The organism is Mesorhizobium sp. DCY119 (genome assembly GCF_003590645.1).
In the GTDB taxonomy this organism is placed as follows: Bacteria; Pseudomonadota; Alphaproteobacteria; order Rhizobiales; family Rhizobiaceae; genus Mesorhizobium_M.
The window spans coordinates 4,633,312-4,655,716 of sequence record NZ_CP031834.1; the positions used below are offsets into that span (position 1 = coordinate 4,633,312).

General features: G+C 63.0%; 1 protein-coding gene. It reads right to left on the reverse strand.

The window, feature by feature from the left end:
* Positions 1-22,179, reverse strand: coding sequence for an Ig-like domain-containing protein (locus DZG07_RS24065; RefSeq protein WP_162931701.1), 22,179 nt, complete (start codon positions 22,177-22,179; stop codon positions 1-3).
* Positions 22,180-22,405: the final 226 nt, after the last annotated feature.

Genomic DNA, 22,405 nt, shown 5'->3' on the forward strand with positions numbered 1-22,405 from the left:
CTACGCTTGGTCGATAATCTGCAGGGCAGTCCAACTGCCCAGCGCCCTCGCGAGCAGGTTCGCTTCTTCCTCGCCCCCATTCAGTTCGTGGTGGAGCCGGTCGGAGAAAAACCCGTTGCCGACGCTGGCATGGCGATCGGCACTGTGACCGGTTATCGAACCGGTGGACAGATCGAGGCGGAACGTATCCTCGACCACTCCATCCTCGCTGACAGCCTGGACGCGCAGGTCGATGAACTGGAGACCGGCCGGCGGTTGCCCGATCGTCACGCCGTTGCGCGTAGCACCCAGCCATGCCGGCAGCGCACGCCCATCAGCCTGCGTCACCCGAAACTCGATCGCTTCTCCACTGCCCCGCCTGGAGATCAGGATATAGAGAAGACCTTCATTGAAGATCGTATCAACCTCGAACCAGGTCCGGTCATCGCCCGCATCGGCCAGGTGGATTGTCGAGCCGCCACGCAGCTGTTCGACCATGAGATCATCGATCCGCTTCGTGCTGTCGGACCATTCACCGATCTCTCGAACCGCATGGAGCACCGCGCCCTCGGCTGGCAGGCCGGAAATGCTGTTGAGCGAGCGGAAGGCGTTGACGACGCTGTCTATTGGCCCGTCGGCGGTGATGCCGTCATAGATGCTGCCGAGATCCCCAATCGATCCCGATATCTCGCCGTCAACGGAAACGTCGGGCGGGCCCGGTATTTCCTCTTCGGGGAAGACCATCGGCGGATCGATCTCAAGCGGCGGACGTTCCGTCTCTCCCGACGGCCGCACATTGAGCGTGATCGTGTAGGTCAGAGTCGTGGTGCCGTCGCTCACCGTATAGGTGAAGCTGTCGGGACCGTTGTAGTCGGGATCGGGCGTGTAGGTGAACGTACCGTCCGGATTGACCACCAAGGTGCCATGACCGGGCTGCGAACCCGCACCATAGATCAGCGGATCGCCGTCGACATCGGTCGCGACCGGCAACCTGCCATGAAGCGTCGTGTCTTCGTCGGCGTCGATCGTTGCGTCGGACCCGACGGGCGGATCGTTGACCGGCGTCACGTCGATGGAGACGGTATAGATCACCGTCGTCTTGCCGTCGCTCACTGTGTAGGTGAAGCTGTCGGGCCCGTTATAGTCGGGGTCCGGCGTGTAGCTGTAACTGCCGTCCGGGTTGACCGTCACCGTGCCATGGCCGGGCTGGGAACCCAGGCCGTAAGTCAGCGGATCGCCTTCCGGATCGGTTGCCGCCGGCAAGGTTCCGGTGAACGGCGTGTCTTCGGTCGCGGTGATCGCAGTGTCCTGGCCCACCGGCGCGTCGTTTACGGGCGTGACAGTCACGGTAACCGTTACGGTGGTGATCCCGCCATGTCCGTCATTGACGGATACCTGGAAAGTCTCGCTGCCGTTGAAGTCGGCGTTCGGGGTGTAGATGTAGGTACCATCGGCATCGAGCACGACGGTGCCGTTCGGCGGCTGGCCGGCCAGCGTGAATGTCAGGGCATCGCCATCGACATCCGTTGCCCTGATCACGCCGGCGACCGGCGTGTCTTCCCGCGTGGTGTGGGAAGCGCCGGAGGCAACCGGCAGGTCGTTGACCGGCTGCAGGATGATCGTTGACGTATCCGTGTCGGACAGCGGCCCGCCACTGCCGGTATTGCCACGATCGTTTGTCGTCATCGACAGCGTGACCGGATCATTGGAATTGGCAACCGGCGTATAGACCGGGGCCGAGGCGCCGGCGAGATAGGCATTGATGTCAGCCAGCGTTCCAGACAGCGTGATGGCACCGGTGCCGGAACCCGTCACGGTGACACCTGCGGCCGAGGCTGCCGCCAATGTGCCGGCATCCACCGACAGCGTGACCCGGATCGGCCCGCTGCCTGCATCGACATCCGTCACCGCAAGACCGGCAAGCGTCAGCGGTTGATCCTCGGTGCCGTTGAAGGTCGGCGGCAGGGTGTTGACCGGTGCGTCGTTGACCGGCAGAACCACGCCGTTGACGGTCGCCTGAACGCTCGCGGTGCCATCCGACACGGTATAGGCAAAGGACGGCGCGCCGTTGAAGTCGGGGTTGGCCGTGAAGCGCAGCGTCCCATCGGCGTTCAACGTCACCGTGCCGCCGGTCACAGCCACCGAGCCACCAGCCGCTATCGGCTGGCCATTGATTTCAGTTACCGTCAGCGTGTCGCCATCCACGTCGCTGTCGTTCTGCAGCACCGGAATATCGACGGTCCCATCCTCGTTGACGACAAAGCTGTCGTTGCGGGCAACCGGGATGTCATTGACTGCGGTCACGTTGATGGTGACGGTCGCGGTGTCGAAGCCGCCATTGCCGTCGCTGATCCGGTAGGTGAAGCTGTCTACGCCGTTGAAATCAGCGCTGGGGATATAGGTGAAGGTCCCATTCGCGTTGAGCACCACCGAGCCATTGGCCGGCTGTGTCACCAGCGACGCCGAAAGCGGATCGCCGTCAGGGTCGCTGTCGGCACCATTGCCGTTGTCCGCAAGCACCGAACCGGAAAGGCTACCGTCTTCGGCAACCGTGAAGTTGTCGTTGACCGCATCGGGCGCGGGATTGGTGACTGTCCAGGTGAAGGTACGCGCAATCGTTCCGCCATTGCCGTCATCGGCCATGACGGTCACGCTGTAGTTCGTCGTGCCTGACGGTCCTGATGCATCGCGATCGATGGTGCCGCTGATCAGCCCGGTTGCCGGATCGAAGGTAAGGCCCGGCGGCAGGCCGGTGACGTCGAAGGTGAGCGTATCGCCATCGACATCGGAGAATGCCGCGCCCGCATCGAGCGACACCGCCGCGCCATCGGAGTTCGACTGCGCAGGCAGTGTCGTCGCGTTCGGCGCATCGTTCACGCCGGTTACGGTGACCGTCAGCGTCGCCGTATCGGTGCCGCCGTGACCGTCGGAAACCGTGTAGGTTATCGTCGTTATGCGCGTCTGGCCGACCGGCATATTGTCGAAATCGGTACCCGGATCGAAATTGAAGGAACCGTCCGGCTGGATTGTGAAAGCGCCGCCATTGGTGCCTGCGACCGGGGCTGCCACGCCGCCCGTCGCTGCTCCGACACCCACCACGGTCAACGTGTCGCCGTCCACATCGCTGTCGCGGCCCGGAACGTCGAGAATGACGTTGCCGGATGCATTGGTGTTCTCGGTCGTCGCAGCCGTATCGTCGACCGCCACCGGCGCGTCGTTGACCGGCCCGACATTGATGGTCACCGTCGCCGTGGTTTGTCCGCCATCGGCATCGGCGACAAGGACAACGAAAGTATCGGTTCCGTTGAAATTCGCATCCGGCGTGTAGGTGTAGGAGCCGTCGGCATTGACGACTACGGTTCCGTTGGCCGGGCCCGTTTGCAGTGAAACGGTGATTTCCGAGGGCGGATTGTCGACATCGGTGAAGCTGATCAATCCGCTGACCGGCGTGTCCTCAGCTATCGTGTGGGTGTTGTCCTGCGCAACCGGCGGATCGTTCACCGGCCCGACCGACACCGACACCGTGTAGGTCACGGTGGTGGCGCCATCGGTCACCGTGTAAGTGAAGCTGTCGGCGCCGTTGTAATTGCCGTTCGGCGTATAGGTATAGGTGCCGTCCGGATTGACCGTCACGGTGCCGTTCGCCGGCTGCGAGCCGACGCCATAGGTCAGCGCATCGCCATCGACATCCGTCGCCTCCGGCAAGGTGCCGCTGACCGGCGTGTCCTCCTGCGTTCCGATCGCCGTATTCGAGCCGACCGGCGCATCGTTCTGGCCGTTCACGGTAACGGTGAAGGTTGCCGTCGACGTGCCGCCCTGGCCGTCCGAGATGGTGTAGAGGATGCTGGTCGTGCGGCTTTCGCCAACCTGCAGCGTATCGAAGTCCGTGCCCGGATCGAAATCATAGCTGCCGTCTGCATTGATGGTGAAAGTGCCGCCTGCCGAGCCGGCAATGCCCATTCCAACACCAGCCGGCACGCCATTCACGGCGCTGACCACGATCGTGTCGCCATCAGGATCGCTGTCGGGACCATTGCCATTGTTGGCGAAGACCGAGCCGGATACCGGCGTATTCTCGTTGGTCGCGGCGCTGTCGTCGCGCGCGATCGGCGCCGGGTTGGTCACCGTGATCGTGAACGTTTCGCTCGCCGGATTGCCGGCAGTATCGGTCGCGGTGATCGTCACGGAATAGACGCCCCCGCCAACCTGCGAGGCATCGCTGGCCACCGTGCCGGTGATGAGCCCGGTCGCCGGGTCGAGCGAGAGGCCGGCTGGCAGTCCGGTCTGCGAGAAAGTCAGCGTGTCGCCGTCGATATCCGTGAAATAACCGGACACGTCACGGGAGATCGCCTGAGCATCGACATAGGATGCATCGGGAATGTCGCTGCCAACCGGCGGGTCCTGCTCCGGCGTCACGTCGATGGAAACGGTGTAGGTGACCGTCGTGGTGCCGTCGCTCACCGTGTAGGTGAAGCTGTCGGGTCCATTGTAGTCTGCTGCGGGCGTGTAGACATAGGTGCCGTCGGCGCTGATCGAAACCGAGCCATGTGCCGGCTGTGTCGCTGCCGCATAGGTCAGGCTATCTCCGTCAACATCGGTCGCTACCGGCAAGGTGCCGGTGAACGGCGTGTCCTCGACCGCCGTGATGGCATCATTCGCGCCGACGGGCGCGTCATTGGCGCCAGTGACCACGATGGCCAGCGTCGCCGTTGCCGTGCCGCCATTGCCGTCGGAAACCGTGTAGGTGACGTTGGTTGCGCGCGTTTCTCCCACCTGGAGGTCGTCAAAGGCCGTCAGCGGATCGAAACTGTAGCTGCCGTCAGGGTTGATGGTGAATGAGCCGCCATTCGACCCTGTCACGGTGCCGCCCACGGCTCCGCCATTAACGGCAGTCACCACCAGTGCATCGCTTTCCGGATCGCTGTCGTTGCCGAGCACGCCCGGCGCGTTGCCCGTCAGCGGCGTATTCTCGCCGGTGGTTGCCGTATCATCGACCGCGACCGGGTTATCGTTCACCGGAACGACGGTGATCGTCGCGACGGCCGATGCGGATGTCGCGCCCTCCGCGTCGGTCACGGTAAATGTGAGCGTTCTGGCGCCGGTCGCAGGATTGTCGCTGGTGTTGTCATATTGCAGTGCCCGAACCAGGGCACTCACCGCGCTGCCCGACATGGGCGCAGTCGCGCCTTCTGCATTCTCGAAATGCAGCCCGCTGGCGCCGTCATAGGTGAAGGCAAAGCTAGTGCCGCCAAATGCGATTGTTCCACTACGGGCAGTGCCATAGACGAGATCGACCGACCCGTTGAGATGGATGCGCTCGGCGCTGCCATTGACGAAACCGGCGAGCGCAACGTCAAGGCTGACGATCTGGTCCTCGACATCGAAGGCAACGGCATCGCCATTGGCGATCATCACCGGGCTGCCGCCCTCGGTGAAACTCGCGGAATTGCCGGTTCCCCCGGTCGAGGCATTGAGATCTATCGCAGGCACATCGTTGACGGCATTGACCGTGACGGTGATCGAAGCATCGGCAAAGCCGCCATTGCCGTCGCTGATGCGGTAGCCGATGACCGCCGTGCCGTTGAAGTTGGCGGCCGGGGTGAAAGTCAAGGTGCCGTCGCCATTCAGGCGCACGGTGCCGGTGGCAACAGCGACCGTTCCATTGGCCGCGATCGGCTGGCCTTCGATCTGCGTGACGATCAGCGGATCACCATCCGGATCGCTATCCGCACCGCCGGCGCCGCTGGTGGTTCCGGCTCCGGTGATCGGATTGAAGGTTACCGGAGCGTCTTCACTGGTGGTGACCGTATCATTCGCCGCAACCGGTGCGGGGTTGGTCACGGTAAAGATGAAGCTCGTCGTTGCCGACAGGCCAGCGCCGCCATCGCGGTCATTCGCGACGACCGTCACCGTATAAGGGCTGCCCTGCGAGGCATTGGCGGCAAGCGTGCCCGAGATGACGCCGGTTTCGGGATCATAGCTCAGGCCGGGCGGAAGGCCGGTGACGGTGAAGTCGAGATCGTCGCCATCGACATCGCTGAAGAAATTCGAGACGTCGAGATTGACCGCAGAGGAATCCGGCTGCGACCTGTCCGGTATGGTGCCGGCAACCGGCGCATCGTTCACCGCGGTCACGCTGATGGTGACGGTCGCGGTGTCTACGCCGCTGTTGCCGTCGTCGATCGAATAGGTGAAGGATTCCGTGCCGACATAGTTCGGGTTCGGCATAAAGCGCAGCACCATGTCGGTGCCATCCATCACAAGACGAACCGAACCGTTGGTCGTCTGCACGGATGGGCCGTCGAGGATCAGGTCGACGCCGTTGACGCTGATGACCACGCCGGTATCGCCGTCCGGATCGCTGTCGTTGGCGAGCACAGGGATGTTGACCGGCGTGTCCTCGGCCGTTGTCGCCGTATCGTTGTTCGCTTCCGGCGCCAGATTGTTGACGATGAAGGTGAACTGCGTCGAGGTGCTGCCGCCCGGGAAGCCATCGCTGGCCGTGACCGTGACGACATAGTTCTGCCTGCCCGTCGGGCCGGAGGCGTCAGGCGCGATCCTGCCGGAAATGACGCCGGTATCCGCATCATAGGTCAGGCCCGGCGGCAGGCCGGTGATGCTGTACGTCAGCGGGTCGCCTTCCGGATCGGAGAAGTTGCCGGTCACATTGAGGCTGATGACATCGCTGTCGTTGCGCTGCATGTTCGGGATCGGCGTCACGCTTGGAGCGTCGTTCTCCGCGCCGACATCGACGGTGACGATGCCTGTCGAGAAGCCGCCCTGCCCGTCACTCACCCGGTAGACGATCGTGTCGGTGCCGTTGTAGTCGAGGTCCGGCACGTAGCGCAGCGTACCGTCCGGATTGATCGTGACGGTGCCGTGCCCTGCCTGCGGCGGGAAGGCCGGATCGACAAACAGCGTATCGCCATCGGGATCGGTGTCGTTGCCGATTACATCGATGCTGTCGATGGGCGTGTCTTCGGCGGTCGTCGCGGTGTCGTTGACCGCCGTGGGTGCCGGATTGGTGACGTTGAAGGTGAAGGTCTGCTGGACCGTGCCGCCATTGCCGTCGCTGGCCGTCACGGTCACCGTATAGGGACCATCGACGGAAGCATCGTTTGCGATGACGCCAACGATGTTGCCGGCGGCGTCCATCGATAGACCGGGTGGCAGACCGGTTGCGCTGAAGGCCAGCGCGTCGTCTTCGACATCATGGAAGAAGGCCGCCACGTTCAGCGGATTGGCCGTCATCGACTGGCCGTCGGCGTGGGTGTAGGGCGGGATCGTGCCCGCAGTCGGCGCGTCGTTGACGCCATTGACCGTCACGGTGATCGTGGCGGTGTCGCTGCCGCCATCGGTATCGGTGATGCGATACGTCACCGTGGTGGTGCGGGTTTCTCCGAGTTGCAGGTCGTCGAATGCCGTGCCGGGATTGAAGGTGTATGTACCGTTGGCGTTGATGACGAAGGTACCGCCATTGGAGCCGACGACGGGCTGGCCGACAGCGGCTGCATTGCCGTTCACCTGATCGACCGCGATCGGATCGCCGTCGGGATCGCTGTCGTTGGAAAGAGCATTGCCACCGCCGGAGGCATTCTCCGACACGGTCAGCGTGTCGCTGAACGCCTTGGGCGGCAGGTTGGAAATGATCCAGGTGATCGTCTGCTGGACCGTGCCGCCATTGCCGTCCGAAGCGGTGATGGTCCCGACATAGGGATCGTTGTTTGAGGCATCCGCCGGCAGCGTTCCAGTGATCATGCCGGTATTCGGATCGATGGACAGGCCGGGCGGCAGACCCGTCGCGGAGAATGTCAGCGTATCGCCGTCAACGTCGTCGAAGTAACCGCTGACATCGTAGCTGACAGCTTGCGCGTCACTGTCGATCTGCGTCGGGATCGGCGCGACGGTCGGCGCATCGTTGACCGGCACGACGGTCACAGTGACCGTTGCGGTCGACGTGCCGCCGTCGCCATCGGAAATCGTGTAGATGATCGTATCGGTGCCGTTGAAATTGGCGTTCGGGGAATAGCTCAACTGGCCGTTGGCGCCGATCGTCACCGTGCCGTTGCCGGCGCTCGCAGCGGTGACCGTCAGCGTGTCGCCGTCCGGATCCGTATCGGCTCCCGCCGCCCCGCTCGTGGTGCCGGCGCCGGTGATGACGTTGAACGATGCGGTCGCATCCTCATTGACCGTCACGGCGTCATTGGCAGCCGTCGGCGCCGGATTCGTCGCCGTCAGATCGAAGGTCTGGGTGACCGAAAGCCCGGTGGCGCCCGATCTGTCGTAGGCCGTTACGCTGACGGCATAGACGCCGCCTGTGCCGCCCTGGCTGGCATTGTGGTCGATCGTGCCGGAGATCACGCCGGTCGCGGGATCATAGGTCAGCCCCGCCGGCAAGCCGGTAATCACGAAATTGAGGCCATCGCCATCGGGATCGGCGAAGAAATCGCTGACGTCATAGGTGAATGCCTGGCCGTCCGCGCGCACGCGATCGGGGATCGGATTGGTTACGACCGGATCGTCGTTGACCGGCGTCACCGTGACCGTGACGGTCGCCGTATCGACGCCGCCGTTGCGGTCGTCGATCGTGTAGGTGAAGGATTCCTGGCCGGTATAATTACTGTTGGGCGTAAAGCGCAGCACCTCTTGCCCGGCACCGTTGAGCACCAGCTGAACCGTTCCATTGGCCGTCGCGATCGCCGGTCCGCCGACTGTCAGCACCACATTGTTGACGCGGATCACCTCATCGGTGTCGCCGTCCGGGTCGCTGTCGTTGGCGAGAATCGCGATATCGACCGCGGTGTCCTCGGCCGTCGTTGCAGTGTCGTCTTCGGCAACTGGCGGCAGGTTGAGGACGGTATAGTTGAAGGTGACGGGCGTCGTTCCGCCATTGCCGTCGCTGGCTGTCACCGTAACCGTATAGATTTGCTCGCCGGTCGAGCCGGAGGCATCGTTCTGGATCCTGCCTGAAATCACGCCGGTTGCGGGATCGATGGTCAGGCCGGGCGGCAGGCCGGTGGCCGAGTAGGACAGCGCGTCTCCATCCGCATCGGAGAAGAAGGCCGACACGTTGATCGAATCCGTGTCGCCATCGTTGCGCGTGCGATCCGCGATAGGCAGGCCCGAAGGCGCATCATTGGCCGCATTGATCGTTACCGTCACCGTTCCGATGGCCGTTCCGCCGTTGCCGTCCGAGATGGTGTAGGTGATCGTGTCGGTGCCGTTGAAATTGGTGTTCGGCACATAGGTGACCTGGCCATTCGCGCCGATGGTCACCGTGCCGTTGGCGGCACTGGCTGCCGTTACCGTCAGCGAGTCACCGTCCGGATCGCTATCGGCCGTGCCGCCGCTTGCCGAACCATCGAGCACATTGATGGTGACCGACGTGTCCTCGTTCGTCGCGGCAGTGTCGTTGACCGCGACCGGCGGCGGATTGCTCACCGTGAAGGTGAATGTCTCGCTGGTCGTGCCGCCATTGCCGTCGCTGGCTGTCACCGTGACCGTATAGACACCGTTTCCGCTCGGCCCGCCCTGGCTTGCCTGCCGATCGATGGTGCCTGAAATAACGCCTGCCGCGTTGATGCTCAGGCCGGCCGGCAACCCGGTCTGCGCGAAGCTCAGCGTATCGCCATCGACGTCGCTGAAGAAACCGGAAACGTTGAAATTGATGCTGGTTGCGTCCGGATGCGCCCGGTCGGGAATAGCTGTGCCGACGGGCGCATCGTTCTGCGCCGTGACATTGACGGTTATCGTGTACTCGTTCGTGCCGCCATTGCCGTCGCTGACAACGAAACTGAACCTGTCCGTGCCGTTGAAGTTCGGGCCGGGAACGTAACTGTAGGTTCCGTCTGGATTGATCGTGACGGAACCATGCCCCGGCGTGGTCGTGCCCGCCGAATAGATCACCGTGTCGCCGTCGAGATCGGTAGCGGGTGGCAAGGTGCCGTTGAGGGTGCCGTCTTCCGGCGTCGTGACGGTCGCATCCGATGACACCGGCGCGTCGTTGATTGCGACGACCGTGCCGCTGACGGTTGCGGTCGCCGTGCCGCCTTGGCCGTCCGAGATCGTGTAGGTGAAGGATGGCGTGCCGTTGAAATTGGCGTTGGGCGCAAATGTCAGCGTGCCGTCCGAATTGAGCATCACGCTGCCGCCGGTGACAGGGACAGAACCGCCGACGGCTATGTTCGTGCCGTTTATCTGCGTGATCGTGATGCCGTCGCCATCGATATCGCTGTCATTGGCGCGGACATCGATGATGACCGGCGTGTCTTCGTTGGTGGTGAATCCGTCATTCACCGCCACCGGCGGATCGTTGACTGCAGCGACCGTGCCGCTGACAGTTGCGGTCGCCGTGCCGCCCTGCCCGTCCGAAATCGTATAGGTGAAGGATGGCGCACCGTTGAAATTGGCAGTGGGCGTAAAGGTCAGCCGGCCATCCGCGCCGAGCGAGACTGTGCCGCCCGCAACCGCGACCGAGCCACCTGCCGCGATGTTCTGGCCGTTGATCTGCGTCACCGAGAGCGCATCGCCCTCAATGTCGGTGTCGTTGGTTCGGACGTCGAAGACGGCCGCGGTGTCTTCATTGGTGGTGAATGTGTCATCCACCGCAACCGGCGGGTCATTCACGGGATTGACGGTGCCGTTCACCGCCGCCGTCGCCGTGCCGCCCTGGCCATCGGACACGGTATAGGTGAAGGAAGGCGAACCGTTGAAATTGGCAGTGGGCGTGAAGGTGAGCGTGCCATTGGCGTTAAGCACCACCGTACCGCCAGTCACGGCAACGGACCCGCCAACGGCAATGGCCTGGCTGTCGATCTGCGTGATCGTCAGCGGATCGCCGTCGGCGTCGCTATCATTGCCCAGCACAGCGATATTCACCGCGACATCCTCATTCGTGGTGAAGCCATCGTCGACAGCCACTGGCGCGTCCTGCACCGGAACGACCGTTCCGTTGACTGTCGCCGTCGCTGTGCCGCCCTGGCCGTCCGAGATCGTATAGGTGAAGGACGGCGCGCCGTTGAAATTGGCAGTCGGCGTGAAGGTCAGCGTGCCATCGGCGTTCAGCGTAACCGTGCCACCGGTAACTGCGACCGAGCCGCCGGGTGCGATGTTCGTGCCGTTGATCTGCGTCACGGAGAGTGCATCGCCATCGGGATCGCTGTCATTGCCGCGCACGTCGAATGTGGCGGCGACATCCTCGTTGGTCGTGAAGGTGTCATTGGCAGCAACCGGCGGGTCCTGTACCGGATTGACCGTGCCGTTCACCGTGGCAGTCGCCGTGCCGCCCTGCCCGTCCGAAACCGTATAGGTGAAGGACGGCGTGCCGTTGAAATCGGGCGCTGGCGTAAATGTCAGCGTGCCGCTGGCATTCAGCGTGACAGTGCCGCCGGTGACGGCCACCGACCCTCCTGCGGTAATGTTCTGGCCATCGATCTGGGTGACCGCGAGCGTGCCGCCGTCGACATCGCTGTCATTGGTGCGCACGTCGAACGTGACAGGCGTATCCTCATTGGTCGTGAAGGTGTCGTTGGCTGCAACCGGCACATCGTTCTGGCCTGTCACCGTAACCGAGACGACCGCCGTCGATGTTCCGCCCTGACCGTCCGAGATCGTATAGGCAACCGTCGTCGTTCGCGTCTGCCCCGCAGCAAGATCATCAAAGCTCGTTCCGGGTACGAAACTATAGGTACCGTCGGCGTTGATGGTGAAGGTGCCGCCGTTGGAGCCCGTCACCGCAGCGCCTACGCCGGCGGCACTGCCGCCAACCGCGGAAACCACTATCGGATCACCATCCGGGTCGCTGTCGGCGCCGTTGCCGTTGTCGGCAAAGACCGAGCCGCCGAGTGCCGTATTTTCAGTTGTCGCCAGCGCATCGTTGCGGGCGACCGGCGCGGGGTTCAGAACCGCCCAGGTGAAGTTCCGGCTCGTCTGCAAGCCGGTGCTGTCGGTCGCGGTAACGGTGACCGCATAGGGGGCTGAGACACTGGCGCTGCGGTCGATCGTCCCGGAGATAACGCCGGTCGCGGGATCGATGGTCAGCCCAGCCGGCAAGCCGGTCGCGGTGAAGGTCAACGTGTCGCCGGCATCCGGGTCGCTGAAATTGCCGCTTACATCGAGCGTGACCGCCTGCGCGTCATTGGAGGCCTGGCCCGGGATCGGCGTCGATACCGGGGCATCGTCCGTTCCGATGACGGTGATCGTCAGCGTCGCCGTATCGACACCGCCGTGGCCATCGGAGATCTGATATGTCACCGAGGTGGTTCGCGTCTGGCCCGCGGCGAGATCGGCAAAAGCGCCGGCCGGATTGAACACGGCCACACCGTCCGCACCGACGGTGAAAGTGCCGCCATTGGAGCCTGCTACGGCAGTACCGACATTGGCGGGCGCCCCGTTGACCTGCGCGACCGTCAAGGTGTCGCCGTCCGCGTCGGTGTCGTTGGTGACGACGTTGACGTTGGCGGCGGTGTTGGCATCCGTCTGCGCTGCATCATTGACGGCCACCGGCGCATCATTGACCGGATTAACGGTGACGGTGACCGTGTACTCCACCGTCACGGTTCCGTCGTTCACCGTGTAGGTGAAGGTATCAGGGCCGCCATAGTTCAACGCTGGCGTATAAGTGTAGCTGCCATCCGGATTGATGGTGACGGTGCCATGCGCCGGCGCGGTTGCACCCGCACCGTAGGTCAGCGTGTCGCCATCGACATCGGTGGCCGTCGGCAGGTTGCCGGTGAAAGGCACGTCTTCGTTGGTCACGATCGCTGTGTCGGCCGCGACAGGAGCATCGTTGACCGGTGCAACGGTGATGACCGTCGTGTCGGTGTCGGTCAGGACGCCGCCGGCACCGGTGTTGCCGCCGTCGCTGGTCGTCATCGTCAGGGTAACAGGGCCGTTGAAATTGGCGACCGGAGTGAAGGTCGGCCGGGACGCCGAGGCAAGGTATGCGTTCAGATTGGCAACCGTACCGGAGAGCACAAGCGTGCCGCTGCCAGAACCGCTGACGCCAACGCCGGCGCCGGCCAGCGCGGACAAGGTGCCCGAGCCTACATTCAGCGTGACCGTGACAACGCCGCCTGCCGCATCCACGTCGCTGATCTGCAAGCCCGTAAGGCCGAGCGCGGTGTCCTCGTTCACACCGTATGAAGCCGGCAAAGTATTTTCTGGCGCATCATTCACGGACGTGACGTTGAAGGTGAAGACATTCGGCGTCTGGTCGGTATCCTGTCCGCCATTGGCCGTGCCGCCATTGTCGCGCACCTGGAAGGTGAACGACGCCAGGGCGGTGCCGTTTGCGTTGGCGGCCGGCGTCCAGGTCAGGTTGCCGATATTTGCCGCCGTGATCACCTGGCCCGCCGTCACCGGCGTTCCACCGAGCGACAGCACGCCATTGGAAGGGACCGTTGTGATGACGACCGCCGCAAGCGTGTTGTTGGGGCTGTCATTCGGATCGGAGAAGCCGAAATCGGCAGCGGTAAAGGTGAAGCTCGTGTCTTCGCCAATCGTCACGGTGCGGTTCGTCCCGGCCGGCGCATCATTGACCGGCGTGATCGTGATCGTTGACGTATCGACATCGACAAGCGCCGGGCCGCCGGTATTGCCGTTGTCGCTTGTGGTCATGGTCAGCGTCACGCTGGCAGTCGCATTGGCGGCGGGCGTATAGGTCGGCCGTGTCGCGCCGGCAAGATAGGCGTTGATGTCGGCAAGCGTGCCGGAGAGCGTAATCGAGCCGCTGCCCGAACCGCTCACGGTGACGCCGCCGGCCGCGCCGGCAGTCAACGCGCCTGCATCGACGGAAAGTGTCACGGAAACCGTGCCCGAGCCGGCATCGGCATCTGCTATCTGCAAACCGGTAAGACCGAGCCCGGTATCTTCGAGTGTCGAATAGGCCGACGGCAGGGTGTTGGTCGGCGGGGTGTTGATGGAGGCGACCGCGACATTCACCGTCGCCGTTTCGGTTACCCCGCCGGAAGTCACCGTATAGGTGAAACTGAGACCGCCGTTGAAACCCGTCGTCGGGGTGAAGATGAGCTGCCCGGCCGTGTTGAGCTGCACGGTGCCGTTGGCGACGGCGACCGCCGCGCCGTTCGGCGTGACAGCAAGCCCGTTGACCGCCGTGATGGCACGGCCGGTGTTTTCGAAACTGTCATTGGCGAGCACGGAGATCGTTACGGGCACGTCTTCATCCGTCGAGGCGTTGTCGTCGCTTATGTCGGCCACCGGCGTAACGGTGATCGCTATCGTGTTGTTGTCGACAAGCGTGCCGTCGGAGGTCTGGATGCTGATCTGTGCCGGCCCGTTGTAATCGGCCGTAGGGATATAACCGGCACCAGCCAGGGCGGCATTGATTGCCGCCGCCGTGCCGGAGAAGGTCATCGTCGTATCGGACGTGCCATCGCCCGTGGAGAATGTCAGGCCGGCAGTGCCGGCCAGCGAAAACGTGCCGTTCGTAACCGACAGCGTCACCGTGAGCGTACCGCCGTCGACGTCGTTGACGGTGATCGGATTGCCGGCGGACGGCGTGAAGACAATCGTGGTGTCTTCTGCCGTCGTCTGCGCGGTCGGCACCGTGTTGACCGGCGCATCGTTCACCGGATTGACGGTAACCGTAACCGTGGCGGTCTCCGTCACGCCGCCGGAGGTTACCGTGTAGGTGAAGCTCGTCGTGCCGTTGAAATTCAGGGCAGGTGTAAAGGTGATCGTACCGTTGGCGTTGAACGAAACGACCCCCTGCCCAGCCGGCGGCTGGGTGACGGCGGAAATGACGCGGCCCGGATTCTCGAAGCTGTCCGCCGAAGCGCCATTGGTGCCGGTAATGACGTTGAAGCTTATCGGCGTGTCTTCGTTTGTCGTAACGGTGTCGGCGACGATATCGGCCACCGGCGTGACGGTGATTGCAACGATATCGCTATCGGAAAGCGTGCCGTCGGAGGTCTGAACAGTCAGCTGCGCCGGGCCGTTGTAATCCGCGGTCGCATCGTAGGTCAGGCCCGCCAGTGCCGCGTTGATCTGAGCTGCCGTTCCGGAAATGGTCACTGTGCCAGTACCGTTTCCACCGATCGTCGCCCCGCCGCCAGCGGTCACGGCAAGCGTGCCATTGGTGACGGTCAAGGTGGTCGTCAGCGTGCCGCCATCGACATCGGCCACGGTAACGCCGTCGATGGCAAGCGAGGTATCTTCAGCGATCGACTGTGCGCCGGGAATGGTGTTGACGGGCGCATCGTTCACCGCCGTGACCGTGACGCTGACAGTCGCCGTTTCCGTCACGCCGCCGGAGGTAACGGTATAGGAGAAATTCGCCACGCCATTGTAGTCGGCATTCGGCGTAAAGGTCAGCGTACCATCCGCATTGAGCCTGACCGTGCCGTTGGCAACCGATACGACACCGTTCGCTACGATCGAGCTTCCGTTGACCGCGGTGATTGCATGGCCAGCGTTTTCGAAGCTGTCATTTGCATCCACATTGATCGTGACCGCTGCGTCTTCACCGGTTGTGGCGGCATCGTTCACGATATCTGCAACCGGCGTCACCGTGATGGTGCGCGTGTCCGCATCGGTCTCGATACCGTCGCTGCTCGTCATGCTGAGCGTTACCGGGCCATTGAAATCCGCCACCGGCGCATAGGCCGGCGCGGCGGCGGATGCGAGATAGGTGTTGATGGACGCAAGCGTCCCCGTCAACGTGATCGTGCCAGTGCCGGAACCTGCGACCGAGACACCGCCGCCATTGGCCGCCGTCAATGTGCCCGAACCGACGCTTAATGTGACGGCGATCGTGCTTGCACCCGCATCGGGATCGCTCACCGACAACCCGGTCAGCGCAAGCGTGGTGTCTTCGTTGACGGTCCAGCCGGCTGCCGGAAGTGTGTTGACCGGCGCGTCATTGACTGCCGCCACCGTGACCGTAGCCACGGCGGTGTTCGAGTCCGCAGCACCATCGTTGACGGTCACATTGACCGTACGCGTGACGGTCGAAGGATTGTCCGATGTCGAGGCATAGCGCACCTGCTCCAGCGCCGTCTCATAGTCCGCCTTGGTTGCCGAACCGGTCAGCGTCAGTGTGAAGGTTGCGGGATTCCAGGTCGCGGTGATCCCCGTCGGCAGCGTACCGGCAATCGACAGCACGTCGCCGGCCTGGCCATTGGCAATGACGAGCGTTGCCGACGCCATGTTGGCGCTGTCGATGTCGGTGATGAGGCTGTCCGTGTCGACGATGGCGACGCCAGCGCCGTTTTCCGTATAGCCGGTGGAGTAGCCGGTTCCGGAACCTGACGCGTCGAGATCCAGCACAGGTCCATCATTGATCGGGTTGACGGTGATCGTGCGTGTGTCGGTGTCGCTCAGCACGCCGCCGGAGCCGGTGTTGCCGCCGTCGCTGGTTGTCATCGTCAGCGTGACAGGCCCGTTGAAATCCGTTGCCGGGATAAAGGTCGGGCGCGAAGCACCCGACACGAATGCATTGATGTTGGCGAGCGTGCCCGTCAGTGTGATCGAGGATGCGCCCGAGCCGGCAACGGTTACACCGCCTGCAGCAACGGCAGTGAGATTGCCCGAACTGACCGACAGGACCACGGTCATGGTGCCGCTCGCGGCATCGATATCGGCAATCTGCAGCCCCGTCAGGCCGAGCGCTGTGTCCTCGTTCGTCGCATAGCTGGCCGGCATCGTATTGACCGGCGCATCGTTGACCGACGCGACAGTGATCGTGCGCGTATCGGTATCCGTCAACGCTCCGCCCGAGCCGGTATTGCCGCCGTCATTGGTGGTCATCGTCAGCGTCACGGGGCCGTTCGCATCGGGTGCCGGCACAAAGAGCGGTGCAGCAGTCGATGCCAGATAGGCGTTGATGTTCGCCAGCGTGCCGGTCAGCGTCAGCGAGCCGCTGCCTGAACCGCTCACAGCGACCCCCGCGCCGGCAGTTGCAGTCAGCGTGCCGGCGCCGACACCCAGCGTGACGGTGATCGTGCCGCCACCAGCGTCGGAGTCAGCAACGGAAATGCCCGCCAGCGCCACAGCCGTGTCTTCGTTGGTGGTCCAACCTGCGGCGGGCAAGGTGTTGACCGGTGCATCATTCACGGCATTGACGGTAACGGTGACGGTCGCGGTTTCAGTCACGCCGCCCGATGTCACCGTGTAGGTGAATGATGTCGTGCCGCTGAAATCGGCAGCCGGGGTGTAGGTGAGCGTACCATCGGCATTGAAGGCTACCGAGCCCTGTCCTGCCGGAGGCTGGGTCACCGCGGTGATCGCGCGCCCTGCGCTTTCAAAGTTATCCGCCGACGCTCCGTTGGTGCCGGTGATGGCGTTGAAGCTGATCGGCGTATCTTCGGCAGTCGTGACATTGTCGGCGACGATATCGGCAACCGGCGTCACCGAAATCGCGACGGTGTCGGTATCGCTCAGTGTTCCATCGGACGACACGACCGTCAGCGTATCGCTGCCGTTGAAATCCGCATTGCCCTGGTAGCGCAAGGAGGCGAGAACGCTGTTCACCTGTGCCTGGGTACCGGAAACCGTAACGGTGCCGGTGTTGTTGCCGGTGACCGTGCCAGCGATGACGGATGGGGAAAGCGTGCCGTTGGCGACGGACAGGGTAACCGTCATCGTGCCGCTATCGACATCGGCAACCGAGATGCCGGATATCGCCGTCAGCACGTCCTCCGAAACGGTAGCCGAGACCGGGACGGCATTCACCGGCGCATCGTTGACGGCGATGACATTGACGCTGGCGACAGCGGTGTTGGAGTTCGCAGCACCATCATTGACCGTGACATTGATGGATCGTTGGGTCGTCGACGGATTCTCGGACGTCGAGGAGAAGCGCACCTGCTCAAGCGCTGTCTCGTAGTCGGCCTTGGTCGCCGAGCCGGTCAGTGTCAGCGTGAAGGTCGCAGGATTCCAGTTGGCGGTGATCCCTGCCGGAAGACCGCCCGCAATCGCAAGCACATCGCCGGCCTGGCCATTGGCGATGACGATCGTTGCCGACGTCATGTTGGCGCTGTCGATATCGGTGATCAGGCTGTCGGTATCGGCGATCGCCACTCCGGCACCGTTTTCGGTGTAGGTGGTGGAGAAGCCGGTTCCGCCGCCCGACGCATCGAGGTCGAGGATGGGCGCATCATTGACCGGGTTGACGGTGATGGTGCGGGTGTCGGTGTCGGTGAGCGCACCGCCGGTGCCGGAATTGCCGCCGTCATTGGTCGTCATCGTCAACGTGACAGGCCCGTTTGTGTCCACGGCCGGCGTGAAGACGGGTGCCGAGGCCGAGGCGAAATAGGCATTCAGCGCCGCAAGCGTGCCGGTGAAAGTAACCGGGCCTGTGCCGGAACCGAAGACGCTGACGCCGCCCCCTGACGCCGCAGTGATGATGCCGGAGTTGACGCTGAGCGTGACGATGACCGTCCCGCTATTGGTATCGGGATCGCTGACCGAAATGCCGGTCAGCACGAGGCTGGTATCTTCATTGGTGGTCCAGCCGGCGGTCGGCAATGTGTTCACCGGCGCGTCGTTGACGTCGGTGATCGTCACGACAGCGACCGCCGTATTCGAATTAAGCTCGCCGTCATTGACGGTGACGTTGATTGTCCGGGATGTTGCGGCGCCGCCAGCGGTTGGGTTGTCGGAGGTCGACGAATAGCGGATCAGCTCGATCGCCGTCTCGTAGGCGGCCTTGGTCGCGGAGCCCGTCAGCGTGAGCGTGAACGTGGCGGGGTTCCATGTCGCGGTGATCCCGCCGGGCAAGGGTCCGGCAGTCGACAGCAGATCGCCGGCCTGCGCGTTGGTAATGACGATCGTTGCCGACGTCATGTTGGCACTGTCGACATCGACGATCAGGCTGTCGGTGTCGGCAATGACGGCTGCCGTTGCGCCCTCGGTGTAGGTCGAGCTGAAGCCGGTCCCCGCGCCTGACGCATCAAGGTCGATCGTGGGCACGTCGTTGACGGGGGTGATGGTGATCGTGCGGGCATCGGTGTCCGTCAGAGCGCCGCCGGTACCGGTGTTGCCGCCGTCATTGGTCACCATCTGCAAGTTTACAGGACCGTTGGCGTTGGCAACCGGAACGTATACAGGCGCGGAAGCAGCGGCGAGATATGCGTTTATGTTGGCGAGCGTACCCGTCAGCGTGATCGAGGACGTGCCCGAACCGGCGACCGTCACGCTCCCTGCGTTCGCGGCGGTCAGCGCGCCCGAGTCGACATTCAGCGTAACCGTGATCGTTCCCGCACCCGCGTCCGGATCGGCGACGGACAATCCATTGAGAACGAGGCTGGTATCTTCATTGGTCGTCCAGCCTGAAGCCGGCAGACCGTTGACTGGCGCGTCGTTGACCGCAGCAACAGTGATCGTCGTCGTCGCCACGGCAGAATTCAGCGCGCCGTCATTAACGGTCACGTTGATGACGCGCGCGGTCGTCGACGGGTTGTCTCCGGTGTTGGAGAAAGTGATGCCGCGGATCGCCGTCGCGTAGTCCGCTTTCGTCGCCACGCCGGTCAAGCGCAGGGTTATCTGCCCCGCGACGGACGTGTCGATGGAACTGGCGATGCCTGCGGGCAGCGCCCCGACATTGAGAACGTCGCCGGCGAAAGCATTCGTCAGTACGATCGTCGCCGATGCCATGGTGGTGCTGTCGACATCGCGCACCGTGTTGTCCGTATCGGATATGGCGACCGGCGTTCCGTTTTCGGTATAGGCGCCGCTGAAATTCACCCCGGCAGTCGCATCGACCTGGGTCAGCACGCTGACATTGTCGATGAACATGTCGTCACGGCCGGGGAACAGAATGTTGCCGCCCGAGTCGTAGGCAAACGCGAGCGCGCCCGTCGCGGCGACGGTAGACGGCAGGTTGATTGTGATCGGCGTGCGCGTCCAGGCGCCGAAGGTCGAGCTGGCAACGGTAGCGGGACTGCCCGATGCGCCATTCAGATAGGTGATCGTCGCCGTATTGGCCGCTCCGGACGTGTTGCCGCTGGTGATCCGCGCATAGACGACACCGCCGACCGATATTTCCAACGTCGCCGACGAACTGTTGTCGGCCAACGCACCCGACGGGTTGTTCCAGCCGAACTCGAATGTCAGCTGCGCAGCACCCGACGGTGCGGAGCCAACATCCCAGCCTGTTATTCCGGTTTGAGACAACGCGCCGGTGGCGTTGTCTCCCGTCCAGGCAAAGCCGCCATTGCTGGTTGCACCCGTTCCGCTGGTCGTCCAGCCGGTCGTGCCGGTGAAGCCGCCATTGGAAACGATCTCGGTCGGATTGGTGCCAGAGTTCAGATCCACAACGGGCGCACGGCCAATGTTGATGGTCGTGTTCGCTGTCGTCGCATCCGACGATATCTCATTGAAGACGGAAACCGACAGGCTGCGATTGACGAGGACCGCGCTGGTTGAATTGAACATCACCTGACGGAGCGCCGCCTGGTAGGCCGCCTCAGTCGCGCTGCCGGTCAGTGTTACCGTGCTGCCCACGATCGACGCGGTGATGCCTGACGGCAAGGTGCCGAGGACGCTCAGCGTATCTCCGGTCTGCGCATTGTCGATGGTTACCGTGGCGCGCGAAATGTCTGCGATGACATTGCTGACGGCAATGTCGGAATCGACGACGCCGACAGGCGTATTGCTGCCCACACCATAGGACGTGACATAGTTGTTGCCAGTGGCCGTACTGTTGTTGGCGTCGAGGTCGAGAGCGGTGTCGCCATCGAAAACGAGACGGTAGCTGAAGGTCGTCGCCGAAGTGATGGCACCGAGGTTGAACTGGACGCCGAGACCGTTGTCCGTGCTCGCGGCCGTGGTGATCGTGTTGGTGATGTTGCCGCCGCTCGCCATCCCGGTGCTGTAAAGAGGCGCACCATTGTAGACGCCGGAATAGAAGCGATCGAACTGTCGTCCGCCATCCACCTCGGCGAACCCGACGAATACCTCACTGGCCGTGCCGAAGTCGCGGCGCGTTGCAATCACCTGGACGTCTGCGGAAGTGCTGGTTGTCGACCCAACCCCGGGAGCAAGCGCATAGGCCGGACCGGCATCGGAGCCGCCAAGGTAAGTGTCTGCCGCGTGATACCATTTTATCTGAGCGGTATTGGTCGACGGCGGCGTAACCGTCACAGTGTTGGTGAAGTATTTTGCGCCGGCAATGTAGGAGGTCAGCACCGTTGCCTGAACGTCCGCGTTGGCTTGATAGCCAGCAACACCATTGGCGTTGTAGTACATTGTGGTGGTCACCACGTATGGGTCAGCGGCGGTACCGGTACCTGTCAGTGTTTGGTTGAGTGGCAGCCATCTGTTGGCCGCCACATCGATGTTGGTGTCCGGGCCGACAAGCTGGGTGCCGACGGCCATGTACATGCCGTTGAGCAGGTCGATGGCGGTATCGGTTCTGTTCGGTGAGTAGAACTGGGTTTGGTTCTGATAGAGAACCTGCATCTGGCCGAGATTGGTAACGTAGATCCTCAGGCCATCCGCCCCGCTCGCCAAAACACCGCCTGTCGGGTTGATCGTCAACTGGGCAAGCAGGCTGTCATAGCCATGGACATCGATGGCATCGGTATCGATTGACCCGACGCGATACTCCAGATCCCAGTTGCCGCCGAGTTCCTCCGCTCCCGTATTGTCGCTCGTGGCAGCAACGTCGGCGCCGGTCAGGTCGCTCATCAGGTTTGCGGCGCGTATGCCGGCTTCGCCCTGGGCGAAGTTGCAGCCATAGATCATGATATCGGCATCGTCCGTCAGGACAGATCGCAGACTCTGCAATTCATCCTTGTATTCACCGGTCATCGACTCCGTGGTCAGCGTCGCCGAGCCAAGCGACAGCGTGCCCTGATTGCCGTGTGAGATGATGTGGATGGCCTGCACGCCCTCCATGTTCTGGAGAACCTGCGCCATCTGCTCGACGCCGTCCCTGTTGGCATCGAGCACGACGATTTCATAATCGCCCTCGATGCCCTTCAGAAGCTCGTCATAATCGGGAACCGAGCTGTCGACGAAAACAACCTGACTGGGCTTCTCAACTTCTGGCTGAGGAGCATCCCCCGTTTCCGGCACGGTGTGCCTCAGCGCTTCCACCAGGGCGGCATGATCGGAATTGCCGGAGCTGCCATCCTGCGACACCTCGGCAGGATGCGACGGCTCTGCATGCTGGGCTTTCTCAGCGGCCGCAGCACCGGCAGCATCGAACGCGATGCGCTGCTCGAGTTCCATGAGCATGGCGGCGTATTTATTATGGGATTTGCGAGAAGAAGCGGCACCGCCGGTTGAGCTGGACTTCGGGTCACGGAAGCGTTCATTCATAGCCGCACTCGCAGAGATTGCTAATAAAGCAACCCTTGAAGTTTAGCCCCCCGCGCCCGACCGCTTCCGGCAGCCCACCGAACAACAGCCATTAGTGGACTGATTCGATACTCACCCCACCAAACTTGCCTACCTTTAACGA

Excerpts from the sequence above, each read along its gene's own strand:
- DZG07_RS24065 (WP_162931701.1), bottom strand. The coding sequence starts at position 22,179 with ATGCTCATGGAACTCGAGCAGCGCATCGCGTTCGATGCTGCCGGTGCT.